The organism is Kribbella sp. NPDC003557 (genome assembly GCF_040610805.1).
In the GTDB taxonomy this organism is placed as follows: domain Bacteria; phylum Actinomycetota; class Actinomycetes; order Propionibacteriales; family Kribbellaceae; genus Kribbella.
The window spans coordinates 999,294-1,013,017 of record NZ_JBEXMY010000002.1 but is presented as its reverse complement, the minus strand read 5'-3'; the positions used below and the strand labels follow the sequence as shown (position 1 = coordinate 1,013,017).

Genomic DNA, 13,724 nt, shown 5'->3' with positions numbered 1-13,724 from the left:
CCCCGTTGGAAAGACGCGCTGTGATCGCATCATTCCGTATGGTGCTCATTGGCTCAGCACCGCCTCCATCACCTTCTTGGCGATCGGCGCGGCCAGCCGGCCGCCGGCCACGTCGTCGCGGGCGACGTCGGCCTTCTCGATCAGCACCGCGACCGCGATCTTCGGGTCGTCGGCGGGCGCGAAGGCGGTGAACCAGGCGAACGGCGGGCGGTCCTTCGCGGTCTGCGCCGTACCGGTCTTGCCGGCCACCTGCACGCCGCTGATCGCGCCCGGCTTGCCGGTGCCGTTGGCGACGACGTCGACCATCATCGCGGTCAGCTGGGACGCGACCTGCGGGGTGACCGCCTGGTGCAGCGACTCCGGCTTGGTCTCCGACACCGTCTTCAGGTCCGGGGTCTTCACGTTCTGGACCAGGTAGGGCTTCATCACCTCGCCCTTGTTCGCGATCCCGGCCGCCACCATCGCCATCTGCAGCGGGGTGGCCCGGACGTCGAACTGGCCGATCGCCGACTGCGCGGTCTGCGGCTCGTTCGGGTCGCCGGGGAACTGGCTGATGGCAACGCTCGGCAGCTCGGTCAGCGGCTTCGCGCCGAAGCCGAACTTCGCGGCCTGCTCGTTCAGCGCGTCCGCGCCGAGGGCCATGCCGACGGTGCCGAACGCGGTGTTGCAGGAGTAGCGCAGGGCGATCGTGAGGGTCGCGTTGTTGCTGCCGCCGCAGTTCTTGCCGTCCTCGTTGACCAGCGGGACCGTGGTCTGCGGGAGCGGCAGCTCGGCCGGCGAGTTCACCTTGCTCTCCGGCGTGTACTTGCCGCTGGACAGCGCGGCCGCCGCGGTGACCAGCTTGAACGTCGAGCCCGGCGGGTAGAGCTCCTGCACCGCGCGGTTCGACAGCGGCTTGTCCTTGTCGGCGTTCAGGCTCTTCCAGGCCGCGCCGACCTTCTCGCTGTCGTGCGAGGCGAGCTGGTTCGGGTCGTACGACGGGCGGCTCGCCATCGCCAGGATCCGCCCGGTCTTCGGCTCGATCGCCACCACCGCGCCGGTCTTCCCGGCCAGACCGCTGTACGCCGCCTGCTGGGCCGCGGCGTTCAGCGTCAAGGTCACACTGCCGCCCTGCTGCGGCCGGTTGCTGATCACGTCGATGATCCGGCGGAACGCCATCGACGGGTCCGACCCGTTCAGCTCGGCGTTCATCGTCAGCTCGATGCCGCCGCGGCCGAACAGGTACGAGTAGAACCCGGTCACCGGCGCGTACACCTGGCCGCTGGCGTAGGTCCGCTGGTACTTGAACCGGTCGTCGGACGGCTTGCTCTGCGCGACCGGCGTGCTGCCGATCAGGATCGGGCCGCGGTTCACCGAGAACTGCGAGTCGCGGACCCGGTTGTTGTCGTTGCGGCCGTTGATCTCGTTCGCCCGGAACGCCTGCAGGTACGTCGAGTTCGCCATCAGCGCGAGCATCAGGATCATCGCCGCCACGGCCAGTCGTCGGATCGCCGAGTTCACTGCTTCTGCACCGCCATTGCGATCGTTTCGTCGGACACGGGAGCGGCCGGGGTCTGCGGGCGCCGGGCCTGGTCGCTGATCCGCAGCAGCAGCGCGATGATCGCCCAGTTGGCGACCAGCGACGTACCACCGAGGGCCATGAACGGGGTGGCCAGACCGGTCAGCGGGATCAGCCCGGTCACGCCGCCGACGATCACGAACACCTGCAGCGCGAACGACATCGCCAGACCGGTCGCGATCAGCTTGCCGAAGATGTCGCGGCAGCCGAGCGCCGTGCGCAGGCCGCGCTCGATGATCAGCGTGTAGACCAGCAGGATCGCGATCAGGCCGGTCAGCCCGAGCTCCTCGGCGAACGACGAGATGATCATGTCGCTCTGGGAGTACAGCGTGGCCTCCGGGTGGCCCTGGCCGAGACCGCGGCCGAGGATGCCGCCCCAGGCCTGGCCCATCAGCCCGAGCTTCACCTGACCGCCGTCGATCGCCCACGGGTCAAGCCAGTCGGTGACCCGGCGATGCACGTGCCCGAAGGTCGTGTACGCGAAGAAGGCGCCGCCGGCGAACAGCAGGCCACCGATGATCAGCCAGCCGGCCCGCTCGGTGGACACGTACAGCAGGAACAGGAACAGCCCGAAGAACAGCAGCGACGAACCGAGGTCGCTCTCGAACACCAGCACACCCAGGCTGACCGCCCAGGCGATGCCGATCGGCCCGAGGTCGCGGGCCCGCGGCAGGTCGAGCCCGAGGAACCGGTGCCCGGCCAGCGTCAGGACGTCGCGTTTCACCACCAGATAGCCGGCGAAGAACACGACCAGGCAGATCTTCGCGAACTCACCGGGCTGGAAGGACATGCCGGCCAGCCGGATCCAGATCCGCGCGCCGTTCAGGTTCACGCCGAGGCCCGGGATCAGCGGCAGCACCAGCAGCACCAGACCGGCCAGGCCGGCGGTGTAGGTCAGCGCCTGCAGCCGGCGGTGGTCCCTGATCACGAGGATGACGACCAGGAACAGCACGATGCCGACCGCGGTCCAGGTGATCTGCTGCGGCGCCGCGGCCGCCTTGGGAGTGTTGCCGCGCGCCTCGGCGACGAGGGCCAGGCCGAGGTCGATCCGGTGGATCATCGCGACGCCCAGACCGTTCAGCAGCACGGCGCACGGCAGCAGCACCGGGTCGGCGTACGGCGCCCGGTACCGCAGGGCGAGGTGCGCGATCAGCGCGAGCAGCCCGATCCCGGCCGCGTAGTACCCGGTGCTCGCCGGGACGGCGTTCTGCACGGTGATGCCGATGTTCACGTACGCGCCGACCGAGACCGCGATCGCGATCACGAGCAGCAGCAGCTCCACCCCACGCCTGGTACGCGGGATGATCTGGATGACCGACGTGGACGCGATACTCATCGGACCCCGTCGCAGTCGTCGGGGTCGACCGGGGTGCTCGGCGACGCGGTGCCGGTCGGAGTCGTGGCCGGAGCCGTGGACGCGGGCGGTGAGGAGACCGGCGGCTTGGACACCGGGGGCTTCGAGACCGGCGTGCTGGGCTTCGGGGTCGGCGTGGGCGTCGGCTTGACCTTGGCGGCGCACTCTGTCGCGGTGTGCTGCAGCTCGGCGACGATCGACCGGGCACCGGCCAGGTCGTCCGCCTGGATGTTGCCCTCCACCTGCTCCCGGCTGTACGTCGGGAGCTTGTCGACCTGCAGCGCCTGCCGCTCGTACACCTTCGACAGTGACAGCCCCGGCAGGTCCGCCTCGACGCCCTTGAAGATCGCGACGTAGTCGCCGTCGGTGCCGACGTAGTACTGCTTCTGGGTCCAGCTGTACGCGAACCAGGCGCCACCGCCGATCAGACCGAGGATGACGACCAGTACGGCGATCCGCCGCAGCCACGGGAACCGCTTCGGGGGCCGCGGCGCGTACCGCAACTCCTCCGGGTCGAGCGCGCCGCCGTGACCGCCGTGACCGCCGCCATGGCCGTCACCGACACCAGCGCGGACCGCGGTCGTCGGCTCACCGCGACCTGTGCTGCCCTGTGCCAGCTCGGCCGCGGCGCCGACCAGCTGCGGCCGGACGCCGCTCGCGGGCTCGGTCTCGACGACGTCCGCGACGACGCAGGTGACGTTGTCGTTCGAGCCCGCCTCGAGCGCGTGCGTGATCAGCTCGACGACGACCGAGTCCGGCGTACCGGAGGCCATCGAGGCCGCGATCACTTCGTCGCTCACGTAGTCGGGCAGGCCGTCGCTGCACAGCATCAGCCGGTCGCCGGCCCGGACGTCGAGGATCTCCAGGTCCGGGTCGGAGTCCGGGCGGCCGTCGAGGACACGCAGGATCAGGTTCCGGTGGGGGTGGGTGAAGGCCTCCTCCTGGGAGATCCGGCCCTCGTCGACCAGCGACTGCACGAACGTGTGGTCGTGACTGAGCTGGTACAGCTGCCCGTCCCGCAGGCGGTACGCCCGGGAGTCGCCGAGGTGCGCCAGGCCGAGCTGCGTGCCGTCGAACATCAGCGCGGTCACGGTCGAGCCCATGCCCTCGCGCTCGGGGTCCTCCTCGACCAGCTCGGACAGCCGCTCGTTGGCGCGGTGCACGGCGCCGGCCAGCGCCTCGATCATGTCCTCGCCGCTGATCTCCGAGGTGTCCAGCCGCCGGATCACCTGGACCGCCGCCGCGCTGGCCACCTCACCGGCCGCCGCGCCGCCCATCCCGTCGGCGAGCAGCAGCAGGTGCGGACCGGCGTACGCCGAGTCCTCGTTGTTGCGGCGCACCCGTCCGACGTCGGAAAGGGTTGCGTAGTCGAGCGACAGGGTCATCGAGGCAGGCCTACTTCGCGATGTTCAGCGTCGTCCGGCCGATCCGGATCGAACCGCCGATCTCGGCCGGGACCGGGCGGGTGACTCGCTGGCCGTCCAGGTACGTGCCGTTGGTGGAGCCGAGGTCCTCGACCCACCACTGGCCGTCGGACTGGAAGACCCGGGCGTGCCGGGTGGAAGAGTAGTCGTCGTCCAGGCGGATCTGACAGTCCGAGCCGCGGCCGATGATCACCGGCTCGTCGGCCAGCGACGCGCCGACGCCGGCCTGCGGGCCGTCCGAGATCGTCAGCGACCCCGGCAGGCCCTTGCGCTTCTTGGCCGGCTTCGCGGGCTTCGGCGTCCGGGAGACCTGCGGTGCGACGGCAGCGGCGGCCCGGCTGTCCACCTTCGCGCCGAACAGGTCGGACCTGATCACGGACAGCACCGCGAGGACGAACATCCACAACAGGGCCAGGAACCCCAGTTTGATCAGGGTCAGGGTCAGTTCCGACATGGAAGGTCAGTCACCACCCGCTGCTCGGCGGCTGGGCCATCGGCTCGTCCGCGAGACGCAGCGTCATGGTCGTGTTGCCGATCCGGACCGTCGAACCGTCGACGAGCTCGGCCTCGGTGGTCCGGCGGCCGTTCACCAGCGTGCCGTTGGTGGACCCGAGGTCGACGAGCACGACGCGGATCCCGCCCGGGCCTTCCGGCATCAGGCGGATCTCGGCGTGCCGGCGGGAGACGCCCGGGTCGTTGATCTGGATGTCCGCGTCGGTGCCGCGGCCGAGCACCACGCCGGGCGGGTTGACCGGGCGGCGGCGGCCGTTCACCTCGAGCATCACCTGCGGGTGCCCGCCGCGGCGCGGGGCCGGCTGCTGCGGGGGCTGCTGGTACTGCTGCGGCGGTGGCGGCGGGGTCTGCACGACCGGCTCGTTCGGCGGCACGTAGGGCTCCTGCTGATAGGGCTGGGGCTCGTAGGACGGGCGCCGCTGGGGCGTCCCGACCGTGGCGCTGACCACCCGGAACTTACCGGTCGGCAGTTCATCCTGCTGGACCAGCTCGATGTCGATCGGCCCGGAGAACGTGTACCGCTGGATGTCGGCGTGGTCCCGCAGCTCGTTGGCGAGCTCGTGATTCAGGGTCTTGCCGTACGCGTTCAGCCGCTCGAAGTCGTCCGGGCCCAGCTCGATGGTGAAGTGGTTCGGCACCAGCCGGCGGTCCCGGGACAGGATCCGCGCGGTGTTGTCGATCTCACGCTTGAGGGCGGCGGCCAGCTCGATCGGCTCGACGTCACCCTTGAAAGCGCGCGCGAAGACACCGCTCACAATGCCTTCCAGGCGTCGCTCGAAGCGCTGCAGCGGTCGCACGCCTCCTCCTCCACGGTCGGTACGTCGGACGTCGTCCACCGGCACGGCGGACACACCGGGTACGACGATCGATCGTATCGGGAGGTTCGACCCAACCCGCAATGTGAAGCTCGAGCAGTTCCCGTGCTACTGTTTCTCCTCGTCGCCAGGAGATCATCTCAGGCGGCAGCGCGCGGGTGGCGGAATAGGCAGACGCGCACGGTTCAGGTCCGTGTGCCCGAAAGGGCGTGGGGGTTCAACTCCCCCCTCGCGCACAAAAGAAGTCCCGGTCGATCCGACCGGGACTTCTGCGTTTCCGGAGTGTGTTCGCTCACAGGACGGCCCGGATCCGTCCCGGAGGTGATCACCGGGGTCCGTCGGCGGTCTGACGACCGGGCGGACCGGTGGGTGCGACAGTGCTCGGCATGGAGCAAGCGCTGGAGCTCGTGGGGCTTACCAAGGTGTTCGGGGAGCAGCGGGCCGTCGACGGGGTGAGTCTGGCCGTGCCGGCCGGGTCGTTCTTCGGGATGCTGGGGCCGAACGGGGCCGGGAAGACGACGTCGTTGTCGATGGCGGTCGGGTTGTTGCGGCCGGACGGCGGGACGGCGCGGATCTTCGGGGTGGACGTGTGGCGGGAGCCGACGCGGGCCAAAGCGCTGGTGGGGGTGCTGCCGGACGGGCTCGGGATGCCGGAGCGGCTGACCGGGCGGGAGGTGCTGACGTACCTCGGCCTGTTGCGCGGGCTGCCCGAGGACGAGGTGAAGGCGCGGGCCGGCGAGCTGCTGGAAGTGCTCGAGCTCGACCACGAGGACGACAAGCAGGTGATCGGCTACTCGACCGGGATGCGCAAGAAGCTCGGCCTGGCGGTCGCGCTGCTGCACGCGCCGCGGTTGCTGGTGCTGGACGAGCCGTTCGAGGCCGTCGACCCGGTGTCGGCGGCGACCATCCGGACGATCCTGCACCGGTTCATCGCGGGTGGCGGATCGGTGGTGATGTCGAGCCACGTGATGGCGCTGGTCGAGCAGTTGTGTGACCGCGTCGCGGTGGTCGCCGACGGCAAGGTCGTTGCCGCGGGCACGGTTGAGGAGGTGCGGGCCGGCGGCAGCCTGGAGGACGCGTTCGTGTCGCTGGTCGGCGCATCGACGCGGGGCGCCGAGGGGCTGACGTGGCTCTCGCACTGACGTACGGGACGTCCCGCACGCTGGTCCGGATGCGGTTGGCCGCGTTCCGGCACGCGCTCGAGGACCAGTTCCGGCGCTCGTGGATCCTGACGGGCGGCTTCGTCGGCCTGGCGCTCGCGGGCGGCACGCTCTGGGTGGCGGCGCGCGGCGAGTACGACGTCCTGGCCGTCGTACTCGGTGTGTGGATGCTGGGCTGGGTGATCGGCCCGCTGTTCGCCGGCGGCGGCGACGAGACCCTCAAGCCCGAGTACTTCACGATGATGCCGTTGCCGCCGCGCACGCTCTCCACCGGATTGCTGGTGGCTGCGCTGGCCGGTGTCGCACCGGTCATCAGTGTGGTCGCCCTGCTCAGCCTGGTCATTGCGAGCGGCGGTGTCGTCGCCGGCCTCGTTGCTGTGCCCGCCCTGGTGCTGCAGTTGGTCTGCTTCGTCCTGGCGTCCCGTCTGGCTGTCGCGGTGTACGGCGTACTGCTGCAGGTGCGGGCCGGTGCGGTCATCGCTGCGCTGGTCAACGCGTTCATCCTGGCCTTCACTGCGCAGGGGTGGGCGCTGATCGTCGCGTTCGTGTCGACCGACGTACGAGGCGCGTTCGCGACGGCGGCGCGGATTGCGCCGTCGGGGTGGGGCCTGGTGGCGGTTGAAGCTGCTGGTCGCGGCGAATGGCTGCGGGCCGTTGGGCTACTCGTTGGCCTAGCAGTGCTCGCGATCCTGATGCTGGTCGCGTGGGCTGCCTTGTTGGTGCGGCGGACCACAGCCAGCCGGAGTGGAGGGACGGTCCGTCGGCAGCTGTCTGCCAGGAGCGGGGCGGGTGCTGCAGCTGCCAAGGAACTGCGGTCGTGGACGCGTGACCTGCTGTACGGCCACCGGGCCGTGTTCGCGATCGCGTACGGGCTGTTCTTCTGCCTGATGCCGTTGGCGATCGGGTTGACGTCGATGCTGCCGTGGGCCGGTCCGGCAGCTGTGGTGATGGCGGGTTCGATGGCGGCCAACTTGTACGGCTCGGACGGTACGGCGTTCTGGACCACGCTGATGACGCCAGGCTCCAGCAGGAGGGACGTACGGGCGCGGCAGCGGGCGTTCCTGCTCGTGTTCGGCCCGTCGATGCTGCTGATCACCCTGCTGCTGACCTGGTGGTCAGGCGTCTCCAGTGCATGGCCACTCGTGCTCAGCGTGCTGCCGGCACTCCTCGGCGGTGCGGCGGGTCTGGTGGTGGCGTGCTCGGTGTACGCCGCCGTACCGACGACCGATGCGCACAAGCGGTCCGGAAACCCGCTCAACTCGGGCGAGAACGAGGGCGAGACGATGGGCATCGTCTACGTGATGCTCGTGCTCGTCGCGACGACCTGTGTTCCGGCGCTCGTCGTGGCGCTCTCCACCGGCTGGTGGGGCGTGCCGGTCGGCGTCGCGTCCGGCGTACTCGCGTGGTGGTACTTCGGTCGTGTCGCGGCCCGGCGCCTGGACGTACGGGGTCCCGAGCTCCTCACGCTGCTCAGGCACGGCCGGTCGCCCGCGGAGCAGGCCAAGAAGACCGCGGGGCTCGATGCGCTGCCCAAGTGGCGGCGTACGCTGGCCGGCTTCTGCCTCGGGTTCGGGGCGATCCCGTTGTTCCCGCAGGCCGTCGTGCCGGCGGTCTTCAAACTGACCGGCAACGACGACACCAGGTCGTGGTTCCTGGCGCTCTACCAGGACGGGCCGTGGCAGTGGGTCGTGATCGCGGTGATGGCCGCGCTCGGCCTGTCGATGTACGGCTTCGGCGGCCTTACCTACTACCGCGCGAGGAAGCGCGCTCCGGGTGGGTCGGTCGTGGCAGCCGCAGAGTAGGGGCGCCGCGGTGCCTGGCGGTCGGTGCGACGGCGCGGTGGTTGCGGAGCATCCAGATCGCGACGGCGGCCGCGGCGATCAGGCCGGCGATCCCGGCGTAGTCGGTCAAGCTCATCGTCTGTCTCTTCTCCAGGGCGGGGTGCTCGGCGGCGGCGAGTTCCGCTGGCGTCTGACCCGGAAGTGACGGCGGCTCATCGCCCTCGTGATGACACAGGTGTGTCGTGGCTGATCGGTGTCAGACAGAAAATGCTCGCTTCCACGTTGGAATGCCTGCTTAGGTGGTGGTCGGAGGTGGGGCGGATGCCGGACGGTGCGTTGCTGGACGAGCGCGAGGAGCAGGCCTACCGGCTGCTTGTCGGACTCGCGGCTGCCAGGGCCGGTGACCTTGCCGAGGTCGCCAAGCTGCCGCAGCAGGAGGCGGACGAGGTGCTGCAGCGGTTGCAGGCGAAGGGCCTGGTGACGGTGCAGCCGGCCGACGACCCGGTGTTCCGGCCGCTGCCGCCGGACGTCGCCTTCGGTACGACGCTGCTGCGCCGGCAGGAGTCGCTCGAGGCGGCGCGCAAGACGGTGGCCGCGCTGAGCGAGGAGTTCCGGGCCAGCGCGAGCCGGCGTGACGCGCACCACCTGGTCGAGGTGATCGTCGGTGCCGCGACGCTCCGCGAGCGGCTGCGCGACCTGCAGAACGCGGCGCGTGAGGAGATCCTCTGGTTCTGCCGCGCGAACCCGCTCGCGATGCAGGGCGCCGACAACACCGAGGAGTACGGCGCGCTGTCGCGCGGCGTGCGGTACCGGGCGATCTACGAGCGGGCCCTGATCGAGACACCCGGCGAGCTGGACTCGATCGCCGAGGGGGTCAGCTGGGGCGAGGAGGCGCGCGTGGTGCCGACGCTCCCGGTCCGGATCGCGATCGTGGACCGGTCGACGGCGATCTGCCCGCTGGTCCGTGACGACGAGCCGAGCATCGGCGAGCCGTCCGCCGCGATCATCAGCCGCGGCCAGCTCCTGGACGCGCTGCTGGCCTTGTTCGAGAGCTACTGGGAGCTGGGGACACCGGTCCGCCTGCAGCCCGAGGAGGCTGTGGAGCCGGAAGGGCTGGACGACTCCGAGCGCTTGCTGCTCTCACTGCTGGTCGGCGGCGTACCGGACAAGTCCATCGCGACCCAGCTGGGGATCAGCCGCCGAACCGTCCAACGCCGCCTGGACCGCCTGATGTCCCTGGCAGGCGTAGACACGAGAACAGGCCTGGCATTCCAAGCAGCCAAGCGCGACTGGCTGTAGGTGCCGCTGGCGGGTTGTTTGGCCACTGGCGGGTTACAACCCGCCAGCAGCGCAACAACCCGCCAGCAGCCTCGGTCAGCGGACGCCGTAGGCGCGGATCACCGTCTGGGTGACCTTCGTGCCGTTCGGGGCGGTGGCGGTGACCTTCAGGGACACGGTGTCGTGGGCGTTCGGGACCACGGCCACGTAGTGGCCGACGGCACCGACCACCGCGAGCCGCTGCCAGGTCTTGCCCTCGTCGAACGACGACCAGGCCTGCAGCGACATGGCCTGCGGCGACTCCAGGCCGACTACGTGCGTCCGGGTGCTCACCCGGCCGGTCAGGTCGACCGGGACCTTGTAGCCGATCTGCTGCAGCGCGAGCGGTACAGCCTTGTCCTCAGCCTGCTTGGCCGAGCGGAACTCCCAGGAGGTCTGCGTCCGCGTACCCCAGTTCCACTCGCCCTCACTGTCGATCCGCTCGGTCGACAGGTCGAGCTTGTACGCCGCGTCCGCGCTGGACGTGATCACGTCCTCCCACGCGTCCGGCAGCTCGGCGATGACCTGACCGTTGCGCGACAGCGTTGCCGACGACGACGTGGTCTCACCGATCGTGTAGTGCCCGGCCGCGTCCACGAACGACGGGATGCGCAGCGACAGCCGGTCTCCGGTGCGCGTGGACTGCACGCCAGGCGCCGCCGCGGGCCGTACGACCGGCCCGAACCAGGTCTCGTCCGATACGCCGGTCCGGTAGCTGCGCGGTACGGACGTCATACCGCCGGCCAGCGGGTTCATCGTGTCCCACGTGTAGAGGTGGTGCACGCGGTGCTGCCAGAGCGAGTCACCCGACGTGACCCACTCCTCGCGGACCTTGGGCGTCTCGACGAACCGCTGGGAGTCGTTCCACGCGTACTCCTGCCACGGGCGCCACCCGAACCGCTGCTCCTTGGCCCAGTTGAACCCGCCGTTGTCGGCGTACCGCGTGGAGATCCGGGCGCTGTTCGCCGTCGTCACCTTGTAGTTGATCTTGGCCGGGATGAACCCGTTCGAGACCTGCTGTACGTCGTACAGGTACGGGCTGGAGGTGGTGAGCGTCAGGTCGATCGTCGCGCGGCCCTGACGTGCGCGGGTCAGAAGCTTCTGACCGTCCTTGTACGTCGTCACCATGGCCGGAATCGGTTCGCGGTCACCGACCGGGCGCCAGACCGTCCACGCTGACCAGTCAGCCGGCCGGACCAGGATCACCGCGGCGGCACCGGCCTTCGCGGCCGCCTCGATCTGGTCCTTCTCGCTACCGTTACCCCAGCCGTCCTCGCTGGAGTCCAGGACCGCGACAGCACCCTTCACGCCCTCCAGCGACGAGTCTGCGTACACCAGCGGGAATCGCTTCTTGCCCTCGTACGACGGCGACTGGTGCAGCAGGTTGATGTCCAAGGGGCCTGTGACGCCCTGCACCGAGGCCTGGACCAGCGGTGCGACCAGCTGCCAGCGGGACGAGAACTCGAAGCTGCCGTCCTTGACCGGCTTCGTCGGCGTCACGTTGACCTGCTTGACGGTGCTGAAGTGCATGACACCGTGGCTGATCGACCGCCCGTTGCCGTACTCGCGGTGCACGTAGTAGCTCAGGATCGCCTGCTGCTCCGACGGCTTCGGGGTCTCGATCGTGATCGGGATCGCCTTCCGCGCGTCGATGACGATCTCGGTGTCCTTGCTGACCACGATGTTCGGGTCGGTGAACAGGCTGACCTGCTCGTCCTGCGGGTCGTAGTTCTCCACCAGCGAGTGCAGCAGGTACGTGCCCTCCTCGACCTCGGCGGTGAACGTCTCGCCGTCGCCGATCCACGCCAGCACGTCGGACCGCGAGTTGTCGCCGTACAGCGAGATCACCGGGACGCCCGTGGGCTGACCGTCGAGGCCGACCGCACGCAGCGTGACCTTGTGCTTCGGGCCGGCCCGGAGCGCGCCGACCGCGGTGTGGGTGATGACGCCGTCGGGGCCGGTGGCAACGATCCAGCCGCTGTACTGGCCGCGGCCGAGCTTGGCCGGGTCCAGCGTCAGCGGTACGTCGGCGGTGCCGTTCGCCGGGACCGTGACGGTCGCCGGCAGGCCGAAGCCGTCGGTCTCGGGCTGCTTGTCGTCGAGGTTGATGACCTGGACGGCGAGGTTCAGCGTGACCGGGCTGCCGGAGTCGTTGCGGTAGGTGATGGTCCGGGAGCCGGCCTCAGCGGTGTCCACGCCGAAGTCCGCGACGCCACTGGCCGTTACCTTCTGCGCCACCGCCCGGGTCAGGTCGACGCGACCCGAGCCCTGCTGGTAGACGGTCTGGTCCGGCTGGGTCTTCGCGGTGCTGACCAGCGCGTTCTTCAGCTGGTCGGCCTTCCAGTCCGGGTGCTGCTGCGCGAGCAGTGCCGCCGCACCGGCGACGTGTGGGGTCGCCATCGACGTACCGGACGCGGAGGTGTAGAGCTCGTCGACCGGGCCGCCCATCGCCGTACCGGCCGCGCGGGCGGCGATGATGCCGACGCCGGGCGCGGTGATCTCGGGCTTCAGGCCGGCGTCACCGAGCCGCGGTCCGCGGCTGGAGAAGTCGGCGAGCTTGTCCTCCCGGTCGACGGCGCCGACCGTCAGTGCCGACGGGGCGGTGCCCGGCGTACCGACCGACTCGTCCTGGCCGTCGTTGCCGGCCGCGACCACGAACAGGGTGCCGGTCTGCGCGGTGATGTCGTCGACCGCCTGGCTGAGCGGGTCGGTCCCGTCGGTGGGGCCGCCGCCGAGGCTCATGTTGACGACCTTGGCGCCCTCGGCCGCGGCCCACTCCATCCCGGCGATGATCCAGGAGTCGTAGCCGTACCCGTCGTCGTTGAGCACCTTGCCGACCAGCAGGTCGGCCTTCGGCGCGACGCCCTTGCGGGTGCCGCCGGCGCCCGCGCCGGTGCCGGCGATGGTGGCGGCGACGTGCGTGCCGTGGCCGAAGTGGTCCTCGGTACCGGTCGCGCTGCCGGAGAAGTCCTGACTCTCCTTGACCTTGCCGTCCAGGTCCGGGTGCGTCGCGTCGACGCCGGTGTCCAGCACGGCGACCTGGACGCCGGAGCCCTCGTACCCGGCCTTCCAGGCGTCCGGCGCGCCGATCTGCGGGACGCTCTTGTCGAGCACCGGGCGGACCTTGCCGTCCAGCCAGATCTTGGTGATGCCGCTGTTCAGGCTCCGCTGACCGGCCGCGGGCCGCAGCGATTTCCACAGGTCCGGCAGCTGGTCCTTCGCGGCGGTCACCGCACGGCCGCCGATCGACGGCAGTTGCCGGGTGGTCGTCGTCCCGGCGAGGCTCTGCGCGGTCCGGGCGCCGGGCGTGTCCTTGACGATGAGCGGCAGGCTGCCGGCCTGCCCGTACCCGTCGGCGATCAGCTCGTCGACGTCGAACAGGTCCACGTCCAGGACGCCGGAGGAGACGAACGGTACGGCGTCGCTGGGCAGCACGCGGAGGCCGCCGTCGGCCTCGACCGTGTGGAACGAGACACCTTCGCGGCCGGCGGCCGGCCGGACGGTGGCGGCCTTCCTGCCGCCGCCGGCGTCGGTCACTTCGACCACGTCACCGGTGATCAGGGTGACCGCGGAGCTCTTGACCGCGGCGGACCCGGAGGGAGGGGCGGCGGCGGACGGGATCACCGTCGCCGCGCCGAGTGCGAGGACCGCCGCGGTGGTGAGCGCGGCGGCACGTCGGGGGGAGGACATAGGCGGAATTCTCCTTCGAGAGGTTTGGGGCAGGCACACCTCTGCTTCCGACAGAGTTTGCAATCCCGTCACAGCGATTCGCCCTGTCCACGACCGCCGTGGATGCGACATG

The 13,724-nt window shown here is 70.3% G+C and carries 9 protein-coding genes and 1 tRNA gene; 4 read left to right on the top strand and 6 right to left on the bottom strand.

Annotation, left to right across the window (positions count from 1 at the left end; translation table 11 throughout):
* Positions 1–45 precede the first annotated feature (45 nt).
* Genes ABZW60_RS10805 through ABZW60_RS10785 form a run of 5 tightly spaced genes read right to left on the bottom strand, consistent with a single transcriptional unit; the run spans position 46 to position 5,646 of the window.
* Positions 46–1,500, bottom strand: coding sequence for a penicillin-binding transpeptidase domain-containing protein (locus ABZW60_RS10805; RefSeq protein ID WP_355475542.1), 1,455 nt, complete (start codon positions 1,498–1,500; stop codon positions 46–48).
* Complete coding sequence (locus ABZW60_RS10800) at positions 1,497–2,894, bottom strand: FtsW/RodA/SpoVE family cell cycle protein (RefSeq protein WP_355475541.1); 1,398 nt, start codon at positions 2,892–2,894, stop codon at positions 1,497–1,499. The genes ABZW60_RS10805 and ABZW60_RS10800 overlap by 4 nt, the downstream gene beginning before the upstream one ends.
* A complete protein-coding gene (locus ABZW60_RS10795; protein WP_355475540.1) occupies positions 2,891–4,297 on the bottom strand; it encodes a protein phosphatase 2C domain-containing protein in 1,407 nt (468 codons plus the stop codon). The genes ABZW60_RS10800 and ABZW60_RS10795 overlap by 4 nt, the downstream gene beginning before the upstream one ends.
* A 10-nt stretch (positions 4,298–4,307) precedes the next feature.
* Positions 4,308–4,790: an FHA domain-containing protein gene (locus tag ABZW60_RS10790; RefSeq protein WP_355475539.1), complete on the bottom strand. Its 483-nt coding sequence runs from the start codon at positions 4,788–4,790 to the stop codon at positions 4,308–4,310.
* 10 nt (positions 4,791–4,800) lie between these two features.
* Positions 4,801–5,646 carry a DUF3662 and FHA domain-containing protein gene (locus ABZW60_RS10785; protein ID WP_355475538.1) on the bottom strand — a complete coding sequence of 282 codons (846 nt, stop codon included), beginning with the start codon at positions 5,644–5,646 and terminating at the stop codon, positions 4,801–4,803.
* Positions 5,647–5,816: 170 nt separating this feature from the next.
* On the opposite strand from ABZW60_RS10785, the gene ABZW60_RS10780 reads away from it, so the two are divergent.
* From ABZW60_RS10780 to ABZW60_RS10765, 4 genes are all read left to right on the top strand, one after another.
* Positions 5,817–5,900, top strand: a tRNA-Leu gene (locus ABZW60_RS10780).
* Between the two features lie 150 nt (positions 5,901–6,050).
* A complete protein-coding gene (locus ABZW60_RS10775; protein ID WP_355475537.1) occupies positions 6,051–6,806 on the top strand; it encodes an ABC transporter ATP-binding protein in 756 nt (251 codons plus the stop codon).
* Positions 6,791–8,626, top strand: a complete 1,836-nt coding sequence (locus tag ABZW60_RS10770) for a hypothetical protein (RefSeq protein ID WP_355475536.1) — start codon at positions 6,791–6,793, stop codon at positions 8,624–8,626. Before ABZW60_RS10775 ends, ABZW60_RS10770 begins: the two co-directional genes overlap by 16 nt.
* Positions 8,627–8,926: 300 nt before the next feature.
* Positions 8,927–9,904 carry a helix-turn-helix domain-containing protein gene (locus ABZW60_RS10765; RefSeq protein WP_355475535.1) on the top strand — a complete coding sequence of 326 codons (978 nt, stop codon included), beginning with the start codon at positions 8,927–8,929 and terminating at the stop codon, positions 9,902–9,904.
* A gap of 75 nt (positions 9,905–9,979) precedes the next feature.
* Here the strand turns inward: ABZW60_RS10765 and ABZW60_RS10760 are convergent, their stop codons facing one another.
* Positions 9,980–13,612: a S8 family serine peptidase gene (locus ABZW60_RS10760; RefSeq protein ID WP_355475534.1), complete on the bottom strand. Its 3,633-nt coding sequence runs from the start codon at positions 13,610–13,612 to the stop codon at positions 9,980–9,982.
* Positions 13,613–13,724: the final 112 nt, after the last annotated feature.

What these genes read in the sequence shown, in the direction of transcription:
- ABZW60_RS10800 (WP_355475541.1), bottom strand. Translation starts at nt 2,894, where the DNA reads ATGAGTATCGCGTCCACGTCGGTCATCCAGATCATCCCGCGTACCAGG.
- ABZW60_RS10790 (WP_355475539.1), bottom strand. Translation starts at nt 4,790, where the DNA reads ATGTCGGAACTGACCCTGACCCTGATCAAACTGGGGTTCCTGGCCCTG.
- ABZW60_RS10765 (WP_355475535.1), top strand. Translation starts at nt 8,927, where the DNA reads ATGCCGGACGGTGCGTTGCTGGACGAGCGCGAGGAGCAGGCCTACCGG.
- ABZW60_RS10760 (WP_355475534.1), bottom strand. Translation starts at nt 13,612, where the DNA reads ATGTCCTCCCCCCGACGTGCCGCCGCGCTCACCACCGCGGCGGTCCTC.
- ABZW60_RS10795 (WP_355475540.1), bottom strand. Translation starts at nt 4,297, where the DNA reads ATGACCCTGTCGCTCGACTACGCAACCCTTTCCGACGTCGGACGGGTG.
- ABZW60_RS10775 (WP_355475537.1), top strand. Translation starts at nt 6,051, where the DNA reads ATGGAGCAAGCGCTGGAGCTCGTGGGGCTTACCAAGGTGTTCGGGGAG.